The organism is Pseudomonas sp. GW823-FHT05G12, assembly GCF_058795575.1.
The window spans coordinates 4,363,552-4,386,381 of the sequence record NZ_CM179501.1; the positions used below are offsets into that span (position 1 = coordinate 4,363,552).

The 22,830-nt window shown below is 62.7% G+C and carries 17 protein-coding genes and 7 tRNA genes; 6 read left to right on the plus strand and 18 right to left on the minus strand.

Features of this window, described 5'->3' with window-relative positions; all coding sequences use genetic code 11:
* Positions 1-10: 10 nt before the first annotated feature.
* The 3 genes from AC3RCM_RS19895 to leuC all read right to left on the minus strand — a co-directional run bounded on the left by AC3RCM_RS19895 (position 11) and on the right by leuC (position 2,968).
* On the minus strand, positions 11-775 hold the full coding sequence (locus tag AC3RCM_RS19895) for a class I SAM-dependent methyltransferase (protein ID WP_104887237.1): 765 nt from the start codon (positions 773-775) through the stop codon (positions 11-13).
* 118 nt (positions 776-893) lie between these two features.
* Positions 894-1,538 (minus strand): 3-isopropylmalate dehydratase small subunit, encoded by a 645-nt coding sequence (gene leuD, locus AC3RCM_RS19900; protein ID WP_020192544.1) that lies wholly within the window; start codon positions 1,536-1,538, stop codon positions 894-896.
* Positions 1,535-2,968: a 3-isopropylmalate dehydratase large subunit gene (gene leuC, locus AC3RCM_RS19905; protein WP_010953002.1), complete on the minus strand. Its 1,434-nt coding sequence runs from the start codon at positions 2,966-2,968 to the stop codon at positions 1,535-1,537. The genes leuD and leuC overlap by 4 nt, the downstream gene beginning before the upstream one ends.
* Before the next feature lie 131 nt (positions 2,969-3,099).
* Between leuC and AC3RCM_RS19910 the strand changes: the two genes are divergently transcribed.
* The gene (locus tag AC3RCM_RS19910; protein WP_010953001.1) at positions 3,100-3,978 is read left to right on the plus strand and encodes a LysR family transcriptional regulator; all 879 of its coding nucleotides are present in this window, start codon (positions 3,100-3,102) and stop codon (positions 3,976-3,978) included.
* A 61-nt stretch (positions 3,979-4,039) separates the two neighbouring features.
* A complete protein-coding gene (locus tag AC3RCM_RS19915) occupies positions 4,040-7,336 on the plus strand; it encodes a PAS domain S-box protein (protein ID WP_409263790.1) in 3,297 nt (1,098 codons plus the stop codon).
* Between the two features lie 77 nt (positions 7,337-7,413).
* Here AC3RCM_RS19915 and AC3RCM_RS19920 read toward each other — a convergent pair whose 3' ends face one another.
* The 12 genes from AC3RCM_RS19920 to gltX form a co-directional block, all read right to left on the minus strand.
* Entirely contained in the window at positions 7,414-7,857 is a 444-nt protein-coding gene (locus AC3RCM_RS19920; RefSeq protein ID WP_064490839.1) for an Hsp20 family protein, read from the minus strand.
* 1,393 nt (positions 7,858-9,250) lie between these two features.
* On the minus strand, positions 9,251-10,222 hold the full coding sequence (locus AC3RCM_RS19925) for a tRNA dihydrouridine synthase (protein ID WP_492629092.1): 972 nt from the start codon (positions 10,220-10,222) through the stop codon (positions 9,251-9,253).
* Positions 10,223-10,273: 51 nt separating this feature from the next.
* Positions 10,274-10,708, minus strand: a complete 435-nt coding sequence (locus AC3RCM_RS19930) for an acyl-CoA thioesterase (protein WP_003247186.1) — start codon at positions 10,706-10,708, stop codon at positions 10,274-10,276.
* Positions 10,709-10,812: 104 nt separating this feature from the next.
* The gene (locus AC3RCM_RS19935; RefSeq protein WP_020192857.1) at positions 10,813-11,694 is read right to left on the minus strand and encodes an alpha/beta fold hydrolase; all 882 of its coding nucleotides are present in this window, start codon (positions 11,692-11,694) and stop codon (positions 10,813-10,815) included.
* Positions 11,695-11,709: 15 nt separating this feature from the next.
* The gene (locus tag AC3RCM_RS19940; protein WP_012053280.1) at positions 11,710-12,249 is read right to left on the minus strand and encodes a TetR/AcrR family transcriptional regulator; all 540 of its coding nucleotides are present in this window, start codon (positions 12,247-12,249) and stop codon (positions 11,710-11,712) included.
* Between the two features lie 170 nt (positions 12,250-12,419).
* Positions 12,420-12,495 (minus strand) — tRNA-Glu (locus tag AC3RCM_RS19945).
* Positions 12,496-12,537: 42 nt separating this feature from the next.
* Positions 12,538-12,613 (minus strand) — tRNA-Ala (locus AC3RCM_RS19950).
* Between the two features lie 61 nt (positions 12,614-12,674).
* Positions 12,675-12,750 (minus strand) — tRNA-Glu (locus AC3RCM_RS19955).
* A gap of 42 nt (positions 12,751-12,792) precedes the next feature.
* A tRNA-Ala gene (locus AC3RCM_RS19960) sits at positions 12,793-12,868 on the minus strand.
* Positions 12,869-12,919: 51 nt separating this feature from the next.
* Positions 12,920-12,995: transfer RNA gene (locus AC3RCM_RS19965), tRNA-Glu, on the minus strand.
* Positions 12,996-13,067: 72 nt separating this feature from the next.
* Positions 13,068-13,143: transfer RNA gene (locus tag AC3RCM_RS19970), tRNA-Ala, on the minus strand.
* 280 nt (positions 13,144-13,423) lie between these two features.
* Entirely contained in the window at positions 13,424-14,905 is a 1,482-nt protein-coding gene (gene gltX, locus AC3RCM_RS19975; RefSeq protein WP_010952995.1) for a glutamate--tRNA ligase, read from the minus strand.
* Positions 14,906-15,048: 143 nt separating this feature from the next.
* Here gltX and AC3RCM_RS19980 point away from each other — a divergent pair, with 143 nt between their 5' ends.
* Together AC3RCM_RS19980 and AC3RCM_RS19985 are read left to right on the plus strand one after the other, a co-directional pair.
* Entirely contained in the window at positions 15,049-16,104 is a 1,056-nt protein-coding gene (locus AC3RCM_RS19980) for an HlyD family secretion protein (protein WP_049586797.1), read from the plus strand.
* A complete protein-coding gene (locus tag AC3RCM_RS19985; protein ID WP_492629093.1) occupies positions 16,094-17,644 on the plus strand; it encodes an MDR family MFS transporter in 1,551 nt (516 codons plus the stop codon). Before AC3RCM_RS19980 ends, AC3RCM_RS19985 begins: the two co-directional genes overlap by 11 nt.
* A gap of 127 nt (positions 17,645-17,771) precedes the next feature.
* Here the strand turns inward: AC3RCM_RS19985 and uvrB are convergent, their stop codons facing one another.
* A complete protein-coding gene (gene uvrB, locus AC3RCM_RS19990; RefSeq protein ID WP_010952992.1) occupies positions 17,772-19,787 on the minus strand; it encodes an excinuclease ABC subunit UvrB in 2,016 nt (671 codons plus the stop codon).
* 284 nt (positions 19,788-20,071) lie between these two features.
* On the opposite strand from uvrB, the gene AC3RCM_RS19995 reads away from it, so the two are divergent.
* Positions 20,072-21,268: an amino acid aminotransferase gene (locus AC3RCM_RS19995; protein WP_010952990.1), complete on the plus strand. Its 1,197-nt coding sequence runs from the start codon at positions 20,072-20,074 to the stop codon at positions 21,266-21,268.
* Positions 21,269-21,330: 62 nt separating this feature from the next.
* Positions 21,331-21,406, plus strand: a tRNA-Asn gene (locus AC3RCM_RS20000).
* Positions 21,407-21,636: 230 nt separating this feature from the next.
* Here the strand turns inward: AC3RCM_RS20000 and AC3RCM_RS20005 are convergent.
* Together AC3RCM_RS20005 and AC3RCM_RS20010 are read right to left on the minus strand one after the other, a co-directional pair.
* A complete protein-coding gene (locus AC3RCM_RS20005; protein ID WP_020193441.1) occupies positions 21,637-22,197 on the minus strand; it encodes a DUF1285 domain-containing protein in 561 nt (186 codons plus the stop codon).
* Between the two features lie 10 nt (positions 22,198-22,207).
* Complete coding sequence (locus AC3RCM_RS20010) at positions 22,208-22,813, minus strand: DUF4823 domain-containing protein (protein WP_020193440.1); 606 nt, start codon at positions 22,811-22,813, stop codon at positions 22,208-22,210.
* Positions 22,814-22,830: the final 17 nt, after the last annotated feature.

Here is a 22,830-nt window from a genome sequence, read left to right on the forward strand (position 1 = left end):
CGAAAAGTGCTTAACGCTCGGCCCACAACACCAGCACATCGGTGCTGAACGAGCCGTCGGCCTCGATCTGGTAATACTGCCGTACTTCTTCACCCATGGCTTGTTGCAATTGGCGGATGGCCACGCGCATCGGCTCGGGGGTGCGCATGCGCTCAACCCAGGTGCTCCACTCCAGGCGCAACGGTTGGCGGGTGTGGCTGCGCACGTGCAGGCCGGCTTCGCTGACCTGGCGTTGCCACTCGGCGGCGGAGTAGTCGCGCACGTGGCTGGTGTCGCGCAGCACTTCGACCGTTTGCAGGTAAGTGTCGAGCAGCGGGCTGCCCGGCGACATCACGTCGATGAACGCCGCCACACCACCTGGCTTGAGCACCCGGCGCACCTCGCGCAGGGCCAGGCCCAGGTCACTCCAGTGGTGGGCCGAATAACGGCTGAAGACAAAGTCGAACGAAGCGTCGGCGAACGGCAGGCGTTCGGCAGCGCCGCGTTCGGTCGTGATATTGGCCAGGCCGCGTTCGGCGGCGGCGCTGGCGACCACGTCGAGCATGGACTGCGAGAGGTCGTAGGCGACCACTTCGGTAACCAGCGGAGCGACGTGGAAGCTGACATGACCGGCACCGCAGCCCAGGTCCAGCACGCGGGCATGGGCCTGCCCTGCCAGCTCAGCCTGCAGCAGGGCGAATTCACTGCCTTGGGCGTGCACGGCGCTGCTGAGGTAGGCGCTGGCCTGTTCGCCGAACTGGCGTTGGACCACATCGATGTGCTGGGTGCTGGTCATGTCTCGTTCCTTTAGATTTTTGTTGCCTGTGCCGGCCTCTTCGCGGGTAAACCCGCTCCTACAGCGACCGCGTAACTTTCTGTAGGAGCGAAGAGGCCCGTACTGTCACCTACGAACTTCAGGCATCACGGAACAGCCAAGGCTGGCTGGCGCGGTGCTTGGCCTCGAAGGCCTTGATCGCATCGCTGTCCTGCAGGGTCAGGCCGATATCGTCCAGGCCGTTGAGCAGGCAGTGCTTGCGGAACGCATCGATTTCGAAGTGCAGCACCTTGCCATCCGGGCGGGTCACCGCCTGCGCCTGCAGGTCGATGGTCAGCTGGTAGCCCGGGTTGGCTTCGACCTGTTTGAACAGCTCGTCGACTTCCTCATCGCTGAGAATGATCGGCAGCAAGCCGTTCTTGAAGCTGTTATTGAAGAAAATGTCGGCAAAGCTCGGCGCAATGATGCTGCGGAAGCCGTACTCGTCCAGCGCCCAGGGGGCATGCTCACGGCTGGAGCCGCAACCAAAGTTTTCCCGCGCCAGCAACACGCTGGCACCTTGGTAGCGCGCGTGGTTGAGCACGAACTCTTCGTTGAGCGGGCGCTTGCTGTTGTCCTGGTAGGGCTGACCCACGTCCAGGTAACGCCACTCGTCGAACAGGTTCGGGCCAAAGCCGGTGCGCTTGATCGACTTCAAGAACTGCTTGGGGATGATCTGGTCGGTGTCGACGTTGGCACGGTCCAACGGTGCGACGAGGCCAGTGTGCTGGGTAAAGGCTTTCATGCTGCGCTCCCTTGGATCAACTCGCGGACATCGATGAAGTGGCCCGCTACAGCAGCAGCGGCGGCCATGGCCGGACTGACCAGGTGGGTACGGCCACCGGCGCCCTGACGGCCTTCGAAGTTGCGGTTGGAGGTGGACGCACAGTGCTCGCCGCTTTCAAGGCGGTCCGGGTTCATCGCCAGGCACATCGAGCAGCCTGGTTCACGCCATTCGAAACCGGCTTCGAGGAAGATCTTGTCCAGGCCTTCACGCTCGGCCTGGGCCTTGACCAGACCCGAACCTGGCACGACGATGGCTTGCTTGACGCTGGCGGCCACCTTGCGGCCCTTGGCGATTTCCGCCGCCGCGCGCAGGTCCTCGATTCGCGAGTTGGTGCACGAGCCGATGAACACACGGTCGAGCTTGATATCGGTGATCGCCTGGTTGGCGGTCAGCCCCATGTACTTCAAGGCACGCTCGATCGAACCACGCTTGACCAGGTCGGTCTCGGCAGCCGGGTCTGGTACACGCTGGTCGACGGCCAGGACCATCTCGGGCGAAGTGCCCCAGCTGACCTGTGGCTTGATCTGGCTGGCATCCAGCTCGACCACGGTGTCGAATACGGCATCGTCATCCGACACCAGGTCTTTCCACGACTCGACCGCTTGCTTCCACTGCTCGCCCTTCGGCGCGTACGGGCGCCCTTCGACGTAGGCAACGGTAGTGGCATCGGTTGCCACCAGGCCCACGCGGGCACCGGCTTCGATGGACATGTTGCAGATGGTCATGCGGCCTTCCATCGACAATTCGCGAATGGCGCTGCCTGCGAATTCCATGGCGTGACCGTTGCCACCGGCGGTGCCGATCTTGCCGATCACGGCCAGCACGATGTCCTTGGCGGTAACGCCGGCCGGCAATTGGCCTTCCACGCGCACCAGCATGTTCTTCATCTTCTTGGCGACCAGGCACTGGGTGGCGAGCACGTGCTCGACCTCGGAAGTGCCGATGCCATGGGCCAAGGCACCGAAGGCGCCGTGGGTGGAGGTGTGCGAGTCACCGCAGACCACGGTCATGCCCGGCAAGGTGGCGCCCTGCTCCGGGCTGATGACGTGGACGATGCCCTGGCGCTCGTCGTTCATCTTGAATTCGACGATGCCGTATTCGTCACAGTTTTCGTCGAGGGTCTGCACCTGCAGGCGCGACACCTGGTCGACGATCGCCTCGATACCGCCCTTGCGCTCTGGCGTGGTCGGCACGTTGTGGTCGGGCGTGGCGATGTTGGCGTCGATACGCCATGGCTTGCGGTTGGCCAGGCGCAGGCCTTCGAAGGCCTGGGGCGACGTCACTTCGTGGATGATGTGGCGGTCGATGTAGATCAAGGACGAGCCGTCATCACGGCGCTTGACCTCATGGGCTTCCCAGAGTTTGTCGTAGAGCGTTTTGCCAGCCATCAGACTGTTCCTCATCAGCGTCTTTCTATGCCAAAGACCCCTTGGCTTGTACGGACGATGCTAGGGGGTTAGATTGAATAACTCAAATTCATAATTTTTATGCTTTGGATAACCCAAAGGAATACAACATCATGGACCTGGCCAACCTCAGTGCCTTCATCGCCATTGCCGAAACCGGCAGCTTTTCCGGCGCAGCCGAACGCCTGTTCCTGACCCAGCCGGCCATCAGCAAACGCATCGCCGGCCTGGAGCAGCAACTGGACGTACGCCTGTTCGACCGCCTGGGCCGCGAGGTGACCCTGACTGAAGCCGGGCGCGCACTGCTGCCCCGTGCGTACCAGATCCTCAACGTCCTGGATGATACCCGACGGGCGCTGACCAATCTGACCGGGGCCGTGAGCGGTCGCCTGACCCTGGCCACCAGCCACCACATCGGCCTGCACCGCCTGCCCCCGTTGTTACGGGTTTTCACCCGCCAGTACCCGGCAGTGGCACTGGATATTCAGTTCATGGATTCGGAACAGGCCTACGACGAGATTCTGCATGGCCGCGCCGAAATCGCCGTTATCACCCTGGCGCCCGAGCCGCACCATTTGGTCAAGGCCGTGCCGGTGTGGGACGACGCCCTGGACTTCGTCGCCGCCCCCGAGCACCCGCTGGCCAACAACCAGTCGGTCAGCCTGGCTGACATCGCCCGCCACCCGGCGGTATTTCCCGGCGGCAATACCTTTACCCACCATATTGTCCAGCGCCTGTTCGAAAGCCAGGGCTTGACGCCGAACATCGCCATGAGCACCAACTACCTGGAAACCATCAAGATGATGGTGTCGATCGGCCTGGCCTGGAGCGTGCTGCCACGCACCATGCTCGACGAACAGGTTGCACCCATCGCTTTACCCGGCATACAGCTGTCGCGCCAGCTAGGCTACATTCTGCACACGGAGCGTACGCTATCGAATGCGGCCAGGGCATTCATGGCCCTGCTCGACAGCCACTCAGGGCCCACCTGACCGGCTGTCAGCCAGCTATTCGTATTCCAAGGACACGTCATACGCCACAGGTCTGGTACCAATGCCCAAATCAGCAAACCGCTTTTTGCGCCTGCCGCGAATACCCGCAGCTGATCCCCAGGAGTCCGAGCAGGCCTGGCAGAACGCCCCGCAACTGCTGGCAGCGCTCAACGGTGCGCACCTGGGTGCCTGGCTATGGGATATCGAAAGCGGCAGGGTCAGTTGGTCGCGGGGTACCCAGGCCCTGTTCGGTTTCGATCCACAGCGGCCACTGCCCGCCGATATCGATTACCTCGACCTGCTGCCCGAGGAGGATCGCGCCCGCACGCGCCAGATGTTCCAGGCAGTGTTCAACGGCGAGCCGGTGGAGCAGGCCATGCGCCACCGTATCCGCTGGCCGGACGGCAGCCTGCACTGGCTGGAGATCAACGGCAGCCTGACCCGCGACCCGCACGGCCGACCGCAGATGATCGGTGTGATCCGCGAGATCACCCGCCAGCGCGAGCGGGAAACGGCGCTGATCAATTCGGAAAAGCGCTTCGCCACGCTGTTTCACCTGAGCCCCAACGCCATTTTGCTGACCCGCCGCCACGACGGCATGATCTTCGAGGTCAACCAGCACTTCGAAGACATGTTCGGCTGGCCCGGCAGCCAGGTGATCGGCAAGACCAGCCTGGAACTGGGCCTGTGGGTCAACCCCGAACAGCGCCACCAGATAGTGGAGTCGACCCGCGCCAACGGCGGCCCGCTGATCATGGAGGTGCAATTCCGCGCAACCAGCGGCAAGGTGCATGACGGCATCCTGTGCACCCAGGGCATCGAGCTGGAAGGCGTGACCTTCCTGATCAGTACATTCGTCGACACCACCGAACGCAAGCGCGCCGAGCAGGCCCTGAAGGACAGCCAGGAGCGCCTGGACCTGGCCCTGGACTCGGCGCAACTTGGCACCTGGGACTGGCACATCCCAAGCGGCATGCTCTACGGCTCGGCCCGCGCCGCGCAGCTGCATGGCTTGCCGCCCATCCCCTTTCATGAATCGTTCGATGCGTTCTTCGAGGGCGTGCCGGAGCACGAGCGCAACTCGATGCGACAAGCCTACCGTAGCCTGCGCGAAGGGCCCGCCGGAAACTATCAGATCACCTACCGGGTGCAGCTGGAAAACGGCACTTCACGCTACATCGAAAGCCGCGCGCGGCTGTACCGCGACGACCAGGGCATCCCCCTGCGCATGGCGGGCACCTTGCTCGACATCACCGATCAGGTGGAGCGCGAACAGCGCCTGAGCGCCTCGGAAGAGAAGTTTGCCAGCCTGTTCCAGGTCAGCCCCGACCCGATCTGCGTCACCCGCCAGGACACTGGCCAGTTCATCGAGATCAATCCGGCGTTCACCCAGACCTTCGGCTGGAGCAGCGCGCAGGTGCTTGGGCGTACCGCCGAGGAAATCGGCCTGTGGGCCGAGTCCGTCGAGCGCGCGAAACGTATCGAGCAGGTGATCCGCGAACAGGCCTTGAGCAACGTCGCCGTGGTACTCAACCACCGCAATGGCGACCCGCTGACCTGTGTGATTTCCAGCCGCCTGATCACCGTCGACGACCAGCCCTGCAGCGTGACCACCCTGCGCGACATCACCCAGCAACAACGCGCCGAAGCCGCGCTGAAGTCCAGCGAGGAGAAGTTCGCCAAGGCCTTCCACTCCAGCCCCGACGCCATCACCATCACCGAACGCCACAGCGGCCGCTACCTGGAGGTCAACGACGGCTTCTGCCGCCTGACCGGCTACAGCACTGATGAAGTGATCGGCCACACGGTGTATGAGATCGGCATCTGGGCCGACGACAAGCAGCGCAGCGCGCTGCTGGCCGAGTTGCGCGAGCGCGGCCGGGTACACCACCGCGAGATGCTCGGGCGCAACAAGCGTGGCGATATCCTCACGGTCGAGGTTTCGGTGGAACCGATCACCCTCAACGAAGTGGATTGCCTGCTGCTGACCGCCCGCGACGTCAGCCAGCTGAAGAACGCCCAGGCGCAGATACGCCACCTGGCCTATCACGACCCGCTGACCAACCTGCCCAACCGCGCCTTGCTGATGGACCGCCTGAGCCAGCAGATCGCCCTGCTCAAGCGCCATAACCTGCGTGGCGCCCTGCTGTTCCTCGACCTCGACCACTTCAAGCACATCAACGACTCGCTGGGCCACCCTGTGGGCGACACCGTGCTGAAGATCATCACCGCCCGCCTTGAGGCCAGCGTGCGCCTGGAGGACACCGTGGCGCGTCTGGGGGGCGACGAATTCGTGGTGCTGCTCAGTGGCCTGGAAGGGAGCCGCGAACACGTGGAAGAGAAAGTGCGCGAGCTGGCCGACACCCTGCGCGAACTGCTGGCCGAGCCAATGTCACTGGATGGCCAGCGCCTGCAGGTAACGCCCAGCATCGGCGTGGCGCTGATCCCCGACCACGGCACCACACCGGCCGACCTGCTCAAGCGTGCCGATATCGCCCTGTACCGGGCCAAGGACTCTGGTCGCAACACCACCCAGCTGTTCCACACCACCATGCAGAAGGCCGCCAGCGAGCGCCTGCGCATGGAAAACGACCTGCGCCTGGCCCTGGCCCGTGGCGAGCTGGCACTGCACTTCCAGCCGCAGGTGGATGCCCGCGACAACCGCATCGTCGGTGCCGAAGTACTGTTGCGCTGGCACCACCCGCAACTGGGTCAGCAACCGCCCTCGCAGTTCATCCAGGTACTGGAAGAAAGTGGCCTGATCCTTGAAGTTGGCAGCTGGATTCTCGACGAAGCCTGCGACGCCTGCGCCCGCATGCTGACCGACGGGCTGATCGACGCTGATGATTTCAACCTGTGCGTGAACATAAGCCCGCGACAGTTCCGCCAGAACGACTTTGTCGGGCGGGTGCTGCGCAGCCTGGACGATTACCGCCTGCCGCGGCAGATGCTGACGCTGGAAATCACAGAAGGCATCGTCATACAGAACCTGGAAGACACCATCAGCAAGATGCGCGAGCTGAAGCGCTACGGGGTGAGTTTTGCCATGGATGACTTCGGCACCGGCTATTCCTCGCTGACTTACCTGAAGCGCCTGCCGGTCGATGCGCTGAAGATCGACCAGAGCTTCGTACGCGATGCACCGGTCGACCCCAACGACGCAGAAATTGTCCGCGCCATTGTCGCCATGGCACGCAGCCTGGACCTGGTGGTGATTGCCGAAGGGGTAGAACTGACCGAACAGCTGGCGTTTCTCGAGCGGCTGGGGTGCCATCTGTACCAGGGTTATCTGCACAGCCGGCCATTACCGTTACCGGAGTTTCGGCAGATGTTGCTGGAGGCGCCGGCAGATTACTGATCGCATGACGGCCGCGCACGCGTGAGAAGCACGAAAAAGGGCACCTCTGGAGGTGCCCTTTTTTCATTTCAGCTCGATCAGTTCAGCGCTGGTTTTTCACCATTGATCGGAATGCGCTTGGCCTTGGCTTCTTCAGGCACGATGCGCAGCAGGTCGATGCTGAGCAGGCCATTGGCCAGGCCGGCAGCCTTCACTTCGATGTGATCTGCCAGGCGGAACGACAGCTTGAAGGCGCGTTGTGCGATACCCTGGTGCAGGTAGGTCACTTCAGCGGCGTTATTGTCGCGCTTGCCACCGGTCACGGTCAGGACACCTTTTTCGACCTGCAGGTCGAGGTCCTCTTCCTGGAAACCGGCTGCAGCAACCACGATGCGGTAGTGGTCATCGCCATGCTTTTCCACGTTATAGGGCGGGTAGCTGCTACCGGCCTCGTTACGTGCCGCGGATTCGAACAGGTCGTTGAAACGGTCGAAACCAACGGAATGACGGAACAGTGGAGCAAGAGAGAAAGCAGTAGTCATGGTCATAAACTCCTGAGATTCAGCAAGTAAGTCATTACGCGACCCGGCTTCGGCATCGCGTACTCAAAAGATATGGCCGAGGGAAATGCTTTCAAGGGGTAAATAGAAAAAATTTGATTTTTTTGCACGGGGTTTGATGGCCTCTTCGCGGGTGAACCCGCTCCTACACGGCCTGTGCCCAGCCACCGACCTGTGTCCACCACCGATCCGGCGTAGGAGCGGGTTTACCCGCGAATACGGTAGCGGCGGCAACGGTGAACGGCGGGTGGTAATTGGCCAGCAGGGCCGGCCTCTTCGCGGGTAAACCCGCTCCTACCGGGGCCTGTGCCCAACCACCGACCTGTGTCCACCACCGATCCGGCGTAGGAGCGGGTTTACCCGCGAATACGGTAGCGGCGGCAACAGTGAACGGCGGGTGGGGATTGGCCAGCAGGGCCGGCCCTTTCGCGGGTAAACCCGCTCCTACACGGCCTGTGCACAGCCACCGACCTGTGTCCATCCTCGATCAGGCGTAGGAGCGGGTTTACCCGCGAATACGGTAGTGGCGGCAACGGTGAACGGCGGGGGTAATTGGCCAGCAGGGCCGGCCCTTTCGCGGGTGAACCCGCTCCTACACGGCGGCCTGTGCCCAACCACCGACCTGTGTCCACCACCGATCCGGCGTAGGAGCAGGTTTACCCGCGAATACGGTAGCGGCGGCAACAGTGAACGACGGGTGGGGATTGGCCAGCAGGCCCGGCCCTTTCGCGGGTGAACCCGCTCCTACACGGCGGCCTGTGCCCAACCACCGACCTGTGTCCACCACCGATCCGGCGTAGGAGCAGGTTTACCCGCGAATACGGTAGCGGCAGCAACGGTAAACGACGGGTGGAAATTGGCCAGCAGGCCCGGCCCTTTCGCGGGTGAACCCGCTCCTACACGGCGGCCTGTGCCCAACCACCGACCTGTGTCCACCCTCGATCCGGCGTAGGAGCGGGTTTACCCGCGAATACGGTAGCGGCGGCAACGGTGAACGGATGGTTGAAATTGGCCAGCAGGCCCGGCCCTTTCGCGGGTAAACCCGCTCCTACACGGCGGCCTGTGCCCAGCCACCGACCTGTGTCCATCCTCGATCAGGCGTAGGAGCGGGTTTACCCGCGAATGCGGTAGCGGCGGCAACGGTGAATGGCGGGTGGTAATTGGCCAGCAGGCCCGGCCTCTTCGCGGGTAAACCCGGTCCTACGGCGGCCTGTGTCCAACCCCCGAGGTGTGTCCACCACCAATCTGCGTAGGAGCGGGTTTACCCGCGAATACGGTAGCGGCGGCAACAGTGAACGGCGGGTGGGGATTGGCCAGCAGGGCCGGCCCTTTCGCGGGTAAACCCGCTCCTACAGGTGCAGTACCAGCGACCTGCTCAGGCGACGCAAGCCTCCAAGGCTTGAGCCTCTACCCCCAGCAACCGGCTGATCCGCGCGCAGTCATCTTCCCGGCGCAACTCGGCAAACAACACCACCGCTTCAGGGTAACTGCGAGTCAGCATCGCCAGCCACTGCTTCATCCGCCCCGGCGCATAACGCGGCGACAATTTGGCCTGGGCCTGGCGCCAGAACTCACGCAACAGGGGCAACAAGTCCTGCCAGCTCATCGGCTGATAGTCGCGCCCGTCCCGCGCCGCCGCAATCTGCAGGCCCAGGTCCGGGCGCGATACCAGCCCACGCCCGAGCATGATGTCTTCAGCGCCACTGACCTCGCGGCAACGCCGCCAGTCATCGACCGTCCAGATCTCACCATTGGCGAACACCGGCACCTTGACCACATCCTGTACCCGCGCCACCCACTCCCAGTGCGCTGGCGGCTTGTAGCTCTCAACCTTGGTCCGAGCGTGCACCACCAGGTGTGCCGAACCGCCTTCGGCCAAAGCCGTGGCGCACTCCAGTGCCCCGTCGGGGCTGTCGAAGCCCAGGCGCATCTTCGAGGTCACCGGGATATTCGCCGGCACCGCCCGCCGCACTTCACGCACAATGGCGTGCAGCAACTCCGGCTCTTTGAGCAGTACCGCACCACCACGCGACTTGTTCACCGTCTTTGCCGGGCAACCGAAGTTCAAGTCGATCACCGGCGCCCCAAGCTCGCAAGCCAGTGCGGCGTTTTCCGCCAGGCATACCGGGTCAGAACCCAGCAATTGCACGCGCATGGGCACACCGGCAGCCGTGCGCGCGCCCTGACGCAGTTCAGGCGCCAGCTTGTCGAACGAGGACGCCGGCAGCAGGCGGTCGCACACGCGAATGAACTCGGTGACGCACCAGTCGATACCGCCCACACGGGTCAATACGTCGCGCAGGATGTTGTCGACCAGCCCCTCCATGGGGGCCAGGGCAATTTGCATGTCGGGGTCTCAGCGGAAAAAGCCGGCAGTTTAACAAAAAATGCCGGCCACTCAGGCGCCGATCAGCGCCGGACCGTAACCTTCGACGAACTCCGCCGGCATGCGCCTGGGCTTGCCGCTGGACAGCTCGATGCAGGCGAAGGTGGTTTGCGCGCGCAGCAGCGTCACACCATCGCGCGGACGCTTGAGCTGAAACCGCCGCGTCATGCGCAGGCGCTGGTCCCAGTCAATGATCCAGGTGGCCAGTTGCAGCTCGTCGTCTTCATACGCGGCGGCCAGGTAGTCGATTTCGTGGCGCACCACAGCCATCGCCCGGTCAAGGCGCCGGTACTCGGCCAGGTCCAGCCCCAGACGCTGGGAGTGGCGCCAGGCGCAGCGCTCAAGCCAGGTGACGTAGACGGCATTGTTGGCATGGCCAAGGCCGTCGATGTCCTCGCTGCCGACGCGCAGGTCGATGACGAAGGGTGTTGCCAGGTCCCAGCTCATTTTCGCTTCCTTGGCGCAAAAGGCGATTTAGCAGCGATCTGCGGGGCAATGTCCAGCCCCTGTGGGCCTGAGGCAGTCGTTATAGGGGCGGGCTTGCCCGCGAATCAGACACCGCGGCGGATGGCACCGGCGGCGATACCGATGTTCGCGGCTGAAGCCGCCCCGACACTAACCGCTTCAGCCCGAGCCAGCAATTCGAGCACGGCTTCACTCAGCCGCGGGTCGGCCAGCACTCGCTGGTGACCACCCTCTTCCAGCAGCATCAGCCGGCTGTCGAACCAGGACTTGTGGATGACATGTGCCTCATCTGCGGGCACGAGAGCATCATCGGCAGCATGCACCACCAGCCCCGGCAGCTCCAGCTGGTAACCCGTGACATCCAGCCGCGCAATCTGCATGCCCACATCGCGCTCGATCTGGCGAATGAACGCTGCCCGTGCCCGGGCTGGCAGCCCCAGGCGATGGGCAAAACCACGCAACACACCGAGCAACCGCGCCGGCGCTGCAATGCTGACAGCCGCCTCTGTACGCAGCCCCATCTGCAAAGCCAGCAGCACGCTCGCCCCACCCATGGAATGGCCAATGACTGCACGCAAGGGCGGCAACTCAGCCGCAGCCTCAAGCAGCGCCCGGGCAAACAGCACCACATTCGCTTGCTCGCCAGGCGAACGACCATGCCCAGGCCCTTCCAGCGACACCACCGTATGCCCCGCCTGAACCAAGGTCTCGATCAAGGCGGCAAACTGCGTCGGGCGCCCTTCCCAACCGTGCATCAGCAGCACGGTCGGCCCTTGCCCCCAGCGCAAGGCAGACAGCCCGAAGCGCAGTGTAATGCGCTCGGCGCTGGCCAGCACAGGCAGCTCCCAATCCCGCGGCGGCAGGTTGCGCGGGGTCATGAAGGCACGGCGCATCTTGCCCGCGACATGCTCGGGGGCCAGGCGGCCCAAGGTGCCATTGACACCGCGAATCCAGCTCAGGGTGGTCATCGCCATGCTCCAGGGTTAAAGCACCGCCGATTTGGCGGCGCGCAGAATACGGTCAGACAGGTCACTGGTCCCCAAGGCCCGGGCCAGCGCCAGCCCTCCCACCATCAGGGCCAGGTCGGCCAGCGCTTTGTCGGCATCCTCAGGGCGGTCGACCATCGCGGCAGTCATCAACTCGATGTGCTCGGCCAGCACCTCGCGGAAGACCTCCGGCAGGCGCTGCATTTCGCCCAACGCGTTAGGCAGCGGGCAAGCATGTACTTCGCAGTCCCGGTGCTTGCGCGAGAGGTAGAAGGCCCCGGCCAGCGCTCGCCGCCCGGCGCCATCGAGATTGGGGTCGACCTGAGCGAGCAAGGCACGGCGCTCACCCAACAACTGGCGGAACGCCTCGAGCATCAGCTCATCCTTGCTGTCGAAGTGCGCATAGAAGCCGCCGACGGTCAGGCCTGCCGCACCCATCACCTGGCTGACGCTGGGCTCGGCCGGGCCGTGCTGGATCAGCGCACTGCGCGCAGCTTCCAGAATGCGTTCGCGGGTTTTGCTCTTCTTGTCGCTCATCTGGCACACACCACACAAAATATGATGATCGAAATATTATTCCCATCATATTTTTTGGCAAGCAAAATGTGCGGCCGTTTGTCGGGGGCAAATTATTGAGAAGGGAAAAAACAAAAGGCCCATTCAATAAGCGAATGAGCCTTTAAAGTCCCGCAAAACGCGGGTAAACGTGGCGTCCCCTAGGGGACTCGAACCCCTGTTACCGCCGTGAAAGGGCGGTGTCCTAGGCCACTAGACGAAGGGGACGTAACCTTCGCGAAGATCCACTTGCGTGAACCCTGGCAGAAATGGTGGAGCTAAGCGGGATCGAACCGCTGACCTCCTGCATGCCATGCAGGCGCTCTCCCAGCTGAGCTATAGCCCCGAAACAAAAGGCTCATCAATAGTCGACGAGCCTTTTAAAGCCCTGCAAAACGCAGGAAAAGTGGCGTCCCCTAGGGGACTCGAACCCCTGTTACCGCCGTGAAAGGGCGGTGTCCTAGGCCACTAGACGAAGGGGACGTAACCTTCGTGCCGATCCGCTAACGCGAACCGCGGCAAAATTGGTGGAGCTAAGCGGGATCGAACCGCTGACCTCCTGCATGCCATGCAGGCGCTCTCCCAGCTGAGCTATAGCCCCGGATTTCTAGCCTCGCGGCCCAGCGACATAACAACATCGCTTGTGTAAAACTGGCGTCCCCTAGGGGACTCGAACCCCTGTTACCGCCGTGAAAGGGCGGTGTCCTAGGCCACTAGACGAAGGGGACGAACCTTCTTACCTTCAAGACCTGGTTGCTGGACCCGGTCTTGCTTATCAGCCTTGGCTGCTAAGCGGAATTTGGTGGAGCTAAGCGGGATCGAACCGCTGACCTCCTGCATGCCATGCAGGCGCTCTCCCAGCTGAGCTATAGCCCCACAATGTCGCTTTGAACTGAACCACTGGCTGGGTGCCTGGCGTTTCGTTTTCGTTCATCGCTGTGGACGGGGCGCATATTAAGTTCGGATTGCAGGGCTGTCAAACTAATTTTTAAAAATATCCAAAAATTTTTTCACAGATAACAATCACTTACCGCCCTACCTCGGTTTTTTGGGGCTTAGTTGGCCTGTGGGAGCGGGCGTGCCCGCGAATGCGGTATTGAATTTACCATTGCATTCGCGGGCACGCCCGCTCCCACAAGTTAGGTGCAAAGCTGAATCAGGCGATGGAAGCCAACAGCTTTTCCCACTCTTTGTTTTCTTTCTTCGACACCCCACCCAGCAGGTCCAGGGCCTGGCGCAGGCGGTAGCGCGTCAGGTCGGGGCCGAGGATTTCCATGGCGTCCAGCACCGAAACCGAGCTGGCCTGGCCCGTGATGGCGGCGAACATCAGCGGCATGGCGTCACGCAGCTTCAGCTCCAGCGCTTCGACCACGGCCTGGATGCAACCGGTGATGCGCTCTTTTTCCCACTGACGCAGGCTTTCAAGCTTCCACAGGATCAGCTGGATCACCTGGCGCACCTGGTCGGCCGACAGTTTCTTGCTTTCGAACAGCTTGGCGTCCAGCTTGAGCGCGCCTTCGAAGAAGAACCCGCCCAACGGGGCAACCTGGCTGAAGGTTTCGACCCTGCCTTGCACGTGCGGGGCAATCTTCATCATGTAGTCGCTGTTGAACGCCCACTTCTGCAGGCGTGCGGCAAACTCCTCTACCGGCAGCTCGCGCAGCCACTGGCCGTTGAGCCAGGACAGCTTCTCGATGTCGAAGATCGGGCCGCCCAGCGAGATACGTGACAGGTCGAAGTGCTCGACCATTTCGGCCAGCGAGAACTTCTCGCGCTCGTCAGGCATCGACCAGCCCATGCGGCCAAGGTAGTTGAGCATCGCTTCAGGCATGAAGCCCATGCGCTCGTAGAAGGTGACCGAGGTCGGGTTCTTGCGCTTGGACAGTTTCGATTTGTCCGGGTTGCGCAGCAGCGGCATGTAGCACAGCTTGGGCTGCTCCCAGCCGAAGTACTCGTACAGCTTGATCAGCTTGGGCGCCGATGGCAGCCACTCTTCCCCACGCAGCACGTGGGTGATGCCCATCAGGTGGTCGTCGACCACGTTGGCCAGGAAGTACGTCGGCAGGCCGTCGTTCTTCATCAGCACCTGCATGTCCATGCGGTCCCACGGGATCTCGACATCGCCGCGCAGCATGTCCGGCACCACGCAGATCCCTTCGCTCGGCACCTTCATGCGGATCACGTGCGGCTCGCCAGCGTCCAGGCGGCGCTGCACTTCTTCGGCGCTCATCAGCAACGCACGGCCATCGTAGCGCGGGGTTTCGCCGCGGGCCTGCTGTTCGGCACGCATCTGTTCCAGCTCTTCGGCGGTGCAGAAGCAGTAGAAGGCGTGGCCGGCGTCTACCAGTTCCTTGGCGTATTTGGCGTAGATTTCGCCACGCTCGCTCTGCCGGTAAGGGCCATGTGGGCCGCCGACATCCGGGCCTTCGTTCCATTCAATGCCAAGCCAGCGCAGGGCGTCGAAGATCTGTTGCTCCGACTCGCGCGTGGAGCGCAGCTGATCGGTGTCTTCGATGCGCAGGATGAACTCACCGCCGTGCTGCTTGGCAAAGCAGTAGTTGAACAGGGCGATGTAGGCAGTGCCGACATGGGGGTCGCCGGTAGGCGATGGCGCAATACGCGTGCGTACGGTGGTCATGGAGAGTCTCGAACGAAAGATGAAACAAAGGCGGGATGTTAGCAGGAGGCGGGCACCGGGCTCCAGCAATGGCGCGAACGTCACTTGTCGACGGGCCCTGTGCCGCTGTTAAATTTGTTTACATTTCTGGAACGATAGTCCCCATGCCTGCCCAACTCAAACGCCGCCTGACGCTCTTCTTCGCCCTGGTGGCCATCATCGCCCTCGCCTTCCTGGGCCACTGGTACTTCAAGGGCCGCTTCTACGAGAGCACCGACAACGCTTACGTGCAGGGTGAGATCACCCGTATCTCCAGCCAGCTTGGCGCACGTATCGAAACGGTGCCGGTCGAGGACAACCAGCACGTCAGCAAGGGCGACCTGCTGGTGCGCCTGGAAGCCGCCGACTTCGAGCTGGCGGTCGAACGCGCCCGTGCCGCCCTGGCCACCCGCGAAGCCGAGTACGCACAAGCGCAAAGCCGCCTCACCCAGCAAGGCAGCCTGATTGCCGCCGGCCAGGCCCAATTGGCGGCGACCCAGGCCACGTTCGACCGTTCGCGGCTGGACCTGAGCCGCGCCGAGAAGCTGCGCAAACCGGGTTTTGTCTCTGAAGAGCGGGTCACTACCCTGTCGGCGGACAGCCATGTCGCCGGTTCCCAGGTCGACAAGGCCCGCGCCGACCTGCAAAGCCAGCGCCAACAGGTCACCGCCCTGAACGCCGAGCTCAAGCGCCTCGATGCGCAAATCGCCAATGCCCGCACCGACCTGGCCCAGGCCGAACTGAACCTGACCCGCTGCGAAATCCATGCACCGATCAGCGGCACCATCGGCCAGCGCAATGCGCGCAATGGCCAGGTGGTGCAGGCCGGCGCCTACCTGCTGTCGATCGTGCCGGATGAAGACATCTGGGTGCAGGCCAACTTCAAGGAAACCCAGATCGGCCGCATGCACCCCGGCCAGCGCGCGGAGCTGTTGTTCGACAGCTACCCCGACACACCGATCGAAGGCCGGGTGGACAGCCTGTTCGCCGCGTCCGGTGCGCAGTTCAGCCTGCTGCCACCGGACAACGCCACCGGCAACTTCACCAAAGTTGTGCAGCGTATCCCGATAAAACTCACGTTCCACGCCGACAACCCATTGCATGGGCGTATTCGCCCCGGCATGTCGGTGACCGCCACCGTCGACCTGCGCAGCGAAGACGAAGGCCACAATGGCCGGTGACCAGCTGCTGCGCCCTACGGCGGAGCCAACCCGACGCGACTGGATCGCGGTGATGAGCGTGATGCTCGGCGCCTTCATGGCAGTGCTGGATATCCAGATCACCAACTCCTCGTTGAAGGACATCCAGGGCGCTCTGTCGGCGACCCTGGAAGAAGGCTCATGGATTTCCACCTCGTACCTGGTGGCGGAAATCATCATGATCCCGCTGACGGCTTGGCTGGTGCAGCTGTTGTCGGCGCGGCGCCTGGCGGTGTGGGTATCCGGCGGTTTCCTGCTGTCGTCGCTGCTGTGCTCGATGGCCTTGAACCTGGAGAGCATGATCCTGTTCCGTGCCTTGCAGGGTTTCACCGGCGGCGCGCTGATCCCGCTGGCCTTCACCCTGACCCTGATCAAGCTGCCCGAGCACCACCGCGCCAAAGGCATGGCGATGTTCGCCATGACCGCCACTTTTGCCCCCTCCATCGGCCCCACCCTGGGCGGCTGGCTGACCGAGAACTGGGGCTGGGAATACATCTTCTACATCAATATCCCACCGGGCCTGCTAATGATCGCCGGCTTGTTATACGGGCTTGAGAAGAAGGAGGCGCACTGGGAGCTGCTGAAAAGTACCGATTACGCCGGCATCGTCACGCTCGGCCTTGGGTTGGGCTGCCTGCAGGTGTTTCTCGAGGAAGGCCATCGCAAGGACTGGCTGGAGTCGCACCTGATCGTCGGCCTGGGCAGCGTTGCCCTGGTCAGCCTGATCACCTTCGTCATCCTGCAGTTTTCCAAGCCACACCCGCTGATCAACCTGCGTATCCTCGGCAACCGCAACTTTGGCCTGTCGAGCATCGCCAGCCTGGGCATGGGTGTGGGCCTGTACGGTTCGATCTATCTGCTACCGCTGTACCTGGCGCAGGTACAGGGTTACAACGCCTTGCAGATTGGCGAGGTGATCATGTGGATGGGTATTCCGCAGTTGTTCCTGATCCCGCTGGTGCCGCAACTGATGAAGGTGATATCGCCCAAGGTACTATGCGCGCTGGGGTTTTGCCTGTTCGGCGCTGCCAGTTTCGGTTCGGGGGTGCTCAACCCGGACTTTGCCGGGCCGCAGTTCAACCATATCCAGATCATCCGCGCCCTGGGCCAGCCGATGATCATGGTGACCATCTCGCTGATTGCCACCGCGTATATCCAACAACAGGATGCAGGGTCCGCGTCGAGCCTGTTCAATATTCTGCGTAACCTCGGTGGCGCGATTGGTATTGCCTTGCTGGCCACCCTGCTGGATGCGCGCACCAAGGTGTACTTCGACTACCTGCGCGAATCGGTGGTGCCGAGCAACCCACAGGTGGCTGAGCGGCTGGCGCAATTGGCGGAGCGCTTGGGCAATGACAATGCGGCGCTGGGCAAACTTAGCGAGATTACCCACCAGCAGGCGCTGATCATGGCTTACAACGATGCCTTCCACTTTGTCGGGATCGGGTTGGCGGTGAGCATGGTGGCGGTGTTGATGACCCGCAAGTTGCCGGAAGGGCTGAAGGCTGGGGAAGCCCATTGAGGCTATTACAGATTAGATGCGGTCCCTGTGGGTGCGGGCATGCCCGCGAACACCGGCGCAGCCGGTGCCAGCCACCGCGTTGAATTCTTCGCGGGCACGCCCGCTCCCACAGGGCCCGCGCCCGGCTTCAGCTGCTAATCAACCGCTCCCTCAGTTGCGCAATCTCGTCACGCAACTGCGCCGCAGCTTCGAACTCCAGGTCGCGGGCGAACTGCATCATTTTCTCTTCCAGCTGCTTGATGCGCTTGGTGATCTCTCCCGGCGTACGCAGTTCGGCCTCGTAACGGGCGCTCTCCTCCGCCGCCTTGGCCATGCCCTTGCGCTTCTTGCTGCGCGCACCGGGCACGGTGGCACCTTCCATGATGTCGGTGATGTCCTTGACCACGCCCTTGGGCACGATGCCGTTGGCTTCGTTGAAGGCGATCTGCTTCTCGCGGCGGCGCTCGGTTTCGTCGATGGCTCGCTGCATGGAGCCGGTGACGTTATCGGCATACAGGATGGCCCGGCCATTGAGGTTACGTGCCGCGCGGCCAATGGTCTGGATCAGGGAGCGCTCGGAACGCAGAAAACCTTCCTTGTCCGCATCGAGGATGGCCACCAGCGACACCTCGGGCATGTCCAGGCCCTCGCGCAGCAGGTTGATGCCCACCAGCACGTCGAAGGTGCCCAGGCGCAGGTCGCGGATAATCTCCACCCGCTCCACCGTATCGATGTCCGAGTGCAGGTAGCGCACCCGCACGTCGTGGTCGGCCAGGTAATCGCTGAGGTCCTCGGCCATGCGTTTGGTCAACGTGGTCGCCAGCACTCGCTCGCCTGCCGCGACACGCTTGCGGATCTCGGACAGCAGGTCGTCGACCTGGGTCAGCGCCGGGCGCACCTCTACCTGCGGGTCGACCAGCCCGGTCGGGCGCACCACCTGCTCCACCACGCGCCCGGCATGCTCAGCCTCGTAGGGGCCCGGAGTGGCCGAAACGAAAATGGTCTGCGGGCTGACATCCTCCCACTCGTCGAAACGCATCGGCCGGTTGTCCAGCGCGGAAGGCATGCGGAAGCCGTACTCGACCAGTGTCTCCTTGCGTGAACGGTCGCCCTTGTACATGGCGCCGACCTGCGGAACGCTGACGTGTGATTCATCGATCACCAGCAGCGCATCGGGCGGCAGGTAATCGTACAGGGTAGGCGGCGGCGCCCCGGCCGGGCGCCCGGACAGGTAACGCGAGTAGTTTTCGATGCCGTTGCAGTAGCCAAGCTCGAGGATCATCTCCAGATCGAAGCGGGTGCGTTGCTCCAGACGCTGCGCTTCGACCAGCTTGTTGGCCTTGTGCAGGTATTCCAGACGCTCCTTCAGTTCTTCCTTGATGCCCTCCACCGCTTCCAGCAGGGTTTCCCGCGGGGTCACGTAGTGGCTCTTGGGGTAGAACGTGAAACGTGGCAGCTTGCGGAAAACCTCGCCGGTCAACGGATCGAAGGCGGCGATGTTCTCCACTTCATCATCGAACAGCTCGATGCGGATGGCTTCCAGATCCGATTCGGCCGGGAAGATGTCGATCACGTCGCCGCGTACCCGGAAGGTGGCGCGGGCAAAGTCCATTTCGTTGCGGGTGTACTGCAGGTCGGCCAGGCGGCGCAGCAGCGCGCGCTGGTCGAGCTTGTCGCCACGGTCCACATGCAGGACCATTTTCAGGTAGGTCTCGGGGCTGCCCAGGCCGTAGATGCACGACACAGTGGTCACGATGATCGCGTCACGCCGCTCCAGCAGCGCCTTGGTCGCCGACAGGCGCATCTGCTCGATGTGGTCGTTGATCGAGGCGTCCTTCTCGATGAAGGTGTCCGACGACGGCACGTAGGCTTCCGGCTGGTAGTAGTCGTAATAGGAAACGAAGTACTCCACCGCGTTGTTGGGGAAGAATGCCTTGAACTCCCCGTACAACTGGGCGGCCAGCGTCTTGTTGGGCGCCAGCACCAGCGTCGGGCGCTGCACCTGCTGGATGACGTTGGCAATGCTGAAGGTCTTGCCCGAACCGGTCACCCCGAGCAACGTCTGGTGCGACAGCCCCGCCTCGATGCCTTCGACCAACTGGCGGATAGCCTCGGGCTGGTCGCCAGCCGGCTGGAAACGTGTGACGAGCTGGAACTCGGACATGAAGGACCTCGCGGTGCAGCAGCTGTAAATTTAGCCAGTAGTCTATACCCAAATGCGCCCGTTCGGGGGCGCTTTCAAGGCACAGGTGTGGGCGCATGCAACGGTGGACACGGCATTTAGACCAATGGTCGAAAAATATTTGCGCAAATAGCCCCAAAAGCTGCGCCAGAGTGTCGCGGTGACCGATCGGTATCACTATACTGACTCCCCGTTTGTGCACCGCTTCAGTGCATTCGGCTGGAGCGTGTACGCCCTATCACACTCCAATCAGAGCCAAGGTAACAATGAGCCTGTTTTCCGCTGTCGAGCTGGCACCCCGCGACCCTATTCTGGGCCTCAACGAAGCATTCAACGCCGACCCACGTACCGACAAGGTCAACCTGGGCGTAGGCGTGTATTGCAATGAGGAAGGCCGCATTCCGCTGCTGCGCGCCGTGATCGAAGCCGAAACCCAGCGTGCCGCCCAGCACGCTTCGCGCGGCTACCTGCCGATCGACGGCATCGCCACCTACGACCAGGCTGTGCAGAAGCTGCTGTTCGGCGCCGAGTCGCCACTGCTGGCCGCCGGCCGCGTGGTCACCGTGCAGGCCGTCGGTGGTACCGGCGCGCTGAAAATCGGTGCCGACTTCCTCAAGCGCCTCTCGCCCAATGCCGTGGTTGCCATCAGCGACCCTAGCTGGGAAAACCACCGTGCGCTGTTCGAATCGGCCGGCTTCCCGGTGCAGACCTACCGCTACTACGATGCGCCGACCAACGACGTCAACCGCGCGGGCATGCTCGAAGACCTCAACGCCCTGCCATCCGGTTCGATCGTGGTGCTGCACGCCTGCTGCCACAACCCGACCGGCGTCGACCTGAACCTGGACGACTGGAAGAACGTTCTGGAAGTGGTCAAGGCCAAGGGCCACGTGCCGTTCCTCGACATGGCCTACCAGGGCTTTGGTGACGGTATCGCCGAAGACGCCTTCGCCGTGCGCCTGTTCGCCGAGTCGGGCCTGGAGTTCTTTGTTTCCAGCTCGTTCTCCAAATCGTTCTCGCTGTACGGCGAGCGCGTCGGCGCACTGTCGATCGTCACCGCCTCCAAGGACGAGAGCACCCGCGTGCTGTCGCAGGTCAAGCGCGTGATCCGCACCACCTACTCCAACCCGCCAACCCACGGCGCAACCATTGTTGCCACCGTGCTGAACAGCGCAGAACTGCGCCAGATGTGGGAAACCGAACTGGCCGAAATGCGCGAGCGCATCCACGGCATGCGCAAGCAGATGGTATCGCTGCTGGCCGAATACGGTGCCAACCGCGACTTCAGCTTCGTTGGCCGCCAGGTCGGCATGTTCTCCTACTCGGGCCTGACCGTTGAACAGGTCACCCGCCTGAAGAACGACTTCGGCATCTATGCCCTGGACACCGGCCGTATCGCGGTGGCCGCGCTGAACCAGAGCAACATCCACGTGGTGACCAAAGCGATCGTGGAAGTGCTGTAACTCATTGTTTTGCCTGGGGGTGGGTTGACTTCTCCCGGGCAATCAGTAAGATACGCGCAGATTCCGCGATAGCTCAGTCGGTAGAGCAAATGACTGTTAATCATTGGGTCCCTGGTTCGAGTCCAGGTCGCGGAGCCAGACATTGAAGAAGCCCCCGGATGCGCAAGCAACCGGGGGCTTTTTCGTTGCGCTGGAATTATTGGTCAGCAACGGTGAACGGCGGGCGGAGATTGGCCAGCAGGCCCGGCCCTTTCGCGGGTAAACCCGCGCCAACGACGGCCTGTGTTCAACCACCGATGTGTGTCCACCACCGATCCGGTGTAGGAGCGGGTTTACCCGCGAAGAGGCCGGCATCGCCAACAGAGGCCTCAATCACTGCGCCCAATCGGGTAAAACGCCCCCCGGCTCCACACCCCAAGCCATTCCTCCCCGTCTATCACATGCGGCACCGCCAGCTCCACCAGTTGGTAAAACACATTGCGATGTATCAGCGCCTCCAGGTTGCTGCGCATCAGCACATACGGTGATGGCTCCTGCGTCAGCGGGTCGATCACCACCCGCAGGGGGTTATCCGGCCCCGCCTCGACCTGGTCCTCGACATTGCTGGTAAAACGCAGCACCTGCTGCTCGCCTTCGCCCTGCACTTCAAGCAACACGGCCACGAACGGCGCATCGTCAACACGAATGCCGACCTTCTCTACCGGGGTAATCAGGAAGTAGTCATCGCCGTCGCGGCGAATGATGGTAGAGAACAGCCGCACCATCGGCTTGCGCCCGATCGGCGTGCCCAGGTAGTACCAGGTGCCATCGCGGGCAATGCGCATGTCGATGTCACCACAGAATTCCGGGTTCCATAGGTGCACCGGCGGCAGCCCCTTGGCTTTGGGGATCTGCGCCAGAAGGTCATTGGCCTTGCCGGAGTCGCTCATCACGCTTGCCTCATTCACTCATACCCAGAAGGCTACGAGCGTACTCGCGCATCGGCGCACCAAGCAAATCCTCCGGGGTGTTGTCGTGGAACGTCAACAAACCGCCACGGCTCTTGATGCGTGCGGTGTCGATCAGGTAGCGGGTACTGGTTTCGATCAGCATCATCTGCACCACGCCAGTGTCCCAGCCCAAGCGGTCGACGGCCTGCTCGTCATACCACTCGTCACCATTGCCGATGCGATCGTCGGTACGAGCGAAGCGCGTGTACAACACGTAGTCCGCACCCACCGCGCGCGCCTGGGCGATGGCCTCTTCGAGGCCCAGCGGGCCCTGGGCGCGACGTACCATCGGGAAGTATTCGACGAAGCTCTTGAAGGCCTGCTGGGCCACTGCATTCTGCCGAGGCACCGGCCCCTCGCCCGGCGGCACGAATGCACCCTGGCCAATGAAGATGAACGAATCAGGCTGCAGGCGGATCGACAAGGAGCGACGGGTTTCGCTGTGGTCCAGCAGACCGGCATCGCTCATGTGATAGCGGACGCCTTCGCCCATATCGCTGACATTCATGCAGCCGCCCAGCGCCATCAGCGCCAGCAGCAAGACCAGGCTACGCATCTTTCCTCCAGTGGCCG

Coding starts and splice junctions, on each gene's coding strand:
- AC3RCM_RS19940 (WP_012053280.1), bottom strand. CDS start 12,249: ATGAGCGACAAGAAGAGCAAAACCCGCGAACGCATTCTGGAAGCTGCG.
- AC3RCM_RS19980 (WP_049586797.1), top strand. CDS start 15,049: ATGCCTGCCCAACTCAAACGCCGCCTGACGCTCTTCTTCGCCCTGGTG.
- AC3RCM_RS20005 (WP_020193441.1), bottom strand. CDS start 22,197: ATGAGCGACTCCGGCAAGGCCAATGACCTTCTGGCGCAGATCCCCAAA.
- uvrB (WP_010952992.1), bottom strand. CDS start 19,787: ATGTCCGAGTTCCAGCTCGTCACACGTTTCCAGCCGGCTGGCGACCAG.
- AC3RCM_RS19985 (WP_492629093.1), top strand. CDS start 16,094: ATGGCCGGTGACCAGCTGCTGCGCCCTACGGCGGAGCCAACCCGACGC.
- AC3RCM_RS19920 (WP_064490839.1), bottom strand. CDS start 7,857: ATGACTACTGCTTTCTCTCTTGCTCCACTGTTCCGTCATTCCGTTGGT.
- leuD (WP_020192544.1), bottom strand. CDS start 1,538: ATGAAAGCCTTTACCCAGCACACTGGCCTCGTCGCACCGTTGGACCGT.
- gltX (WP_010952995.1), bottom strand. CDS start 14,905: ATGACCACCGTACGCACGCGTATTGCGCCATCGCCTACCGGCGACCCC.
- AC3RCM_RS19930 (WP_003247186.1), bottom strand. CDS start 10,708: ATGAGCTGGGACCTGGCAACACCCTTCGTCATCGACCTGCGCGTCGGC.
- AC3RCM_RS19895 (WP_104887237.1), bottom strand. CDS start 775: ATGACCAGCACCCAGCACATCGATGTGGTCCAACGCCAGTTCGGCGAA.
- AC3RCM_RS19925 (WP_492629092.1), bottom strand. CDS start 10,222: ATGCAAATTGCCCTGGCCCCCATGGAGGGGCTGGTCGACAACATCCTG.
- leuC (WP_010953002.1), bottom strand. CDS start 2,968: ATGGCTGGCAAAACGCTCTACGACAAACTCTGGGAAGCCCATGAGGTC.
- AC3RCM_RS19915 (WP_409263790.1), top strand. CDS start 4,040: ATGCCCAAATCAGCAAACCGCTTTTTGCGCCTGCCGCGAATACCCGCA.
- AC3RCM_RS20010 (WP_020193440.1), bottom strand. CDS start 22,813: ATGCGTAGCCTGGTCTTGCTGCTGGCGCTGATGGCGCTGGGCGGCTGC.
- AC3RCM_RS19935 (WP_020192857.1), bottom strand. CDS start 11,694: ATGACCACCCTGAGCTGGATTCGCGGTGTCAATGGCACCTTGGGCCGC.
- AC3RCM_RS19910 (WP_010953001.1), top strand. CDS start 3,100: ATGGACCTGGCCAACCTCAGTGCCTTCATCGCCATTGCCGAAACCGGC.
- AC3RCM_RS19995 (WP_010952990.1), top strand. CDS start 20,072: ATGAGCCTGTTTTCCGCTGTCGAGCTGGCACCCCGCGACCCTATTCTG.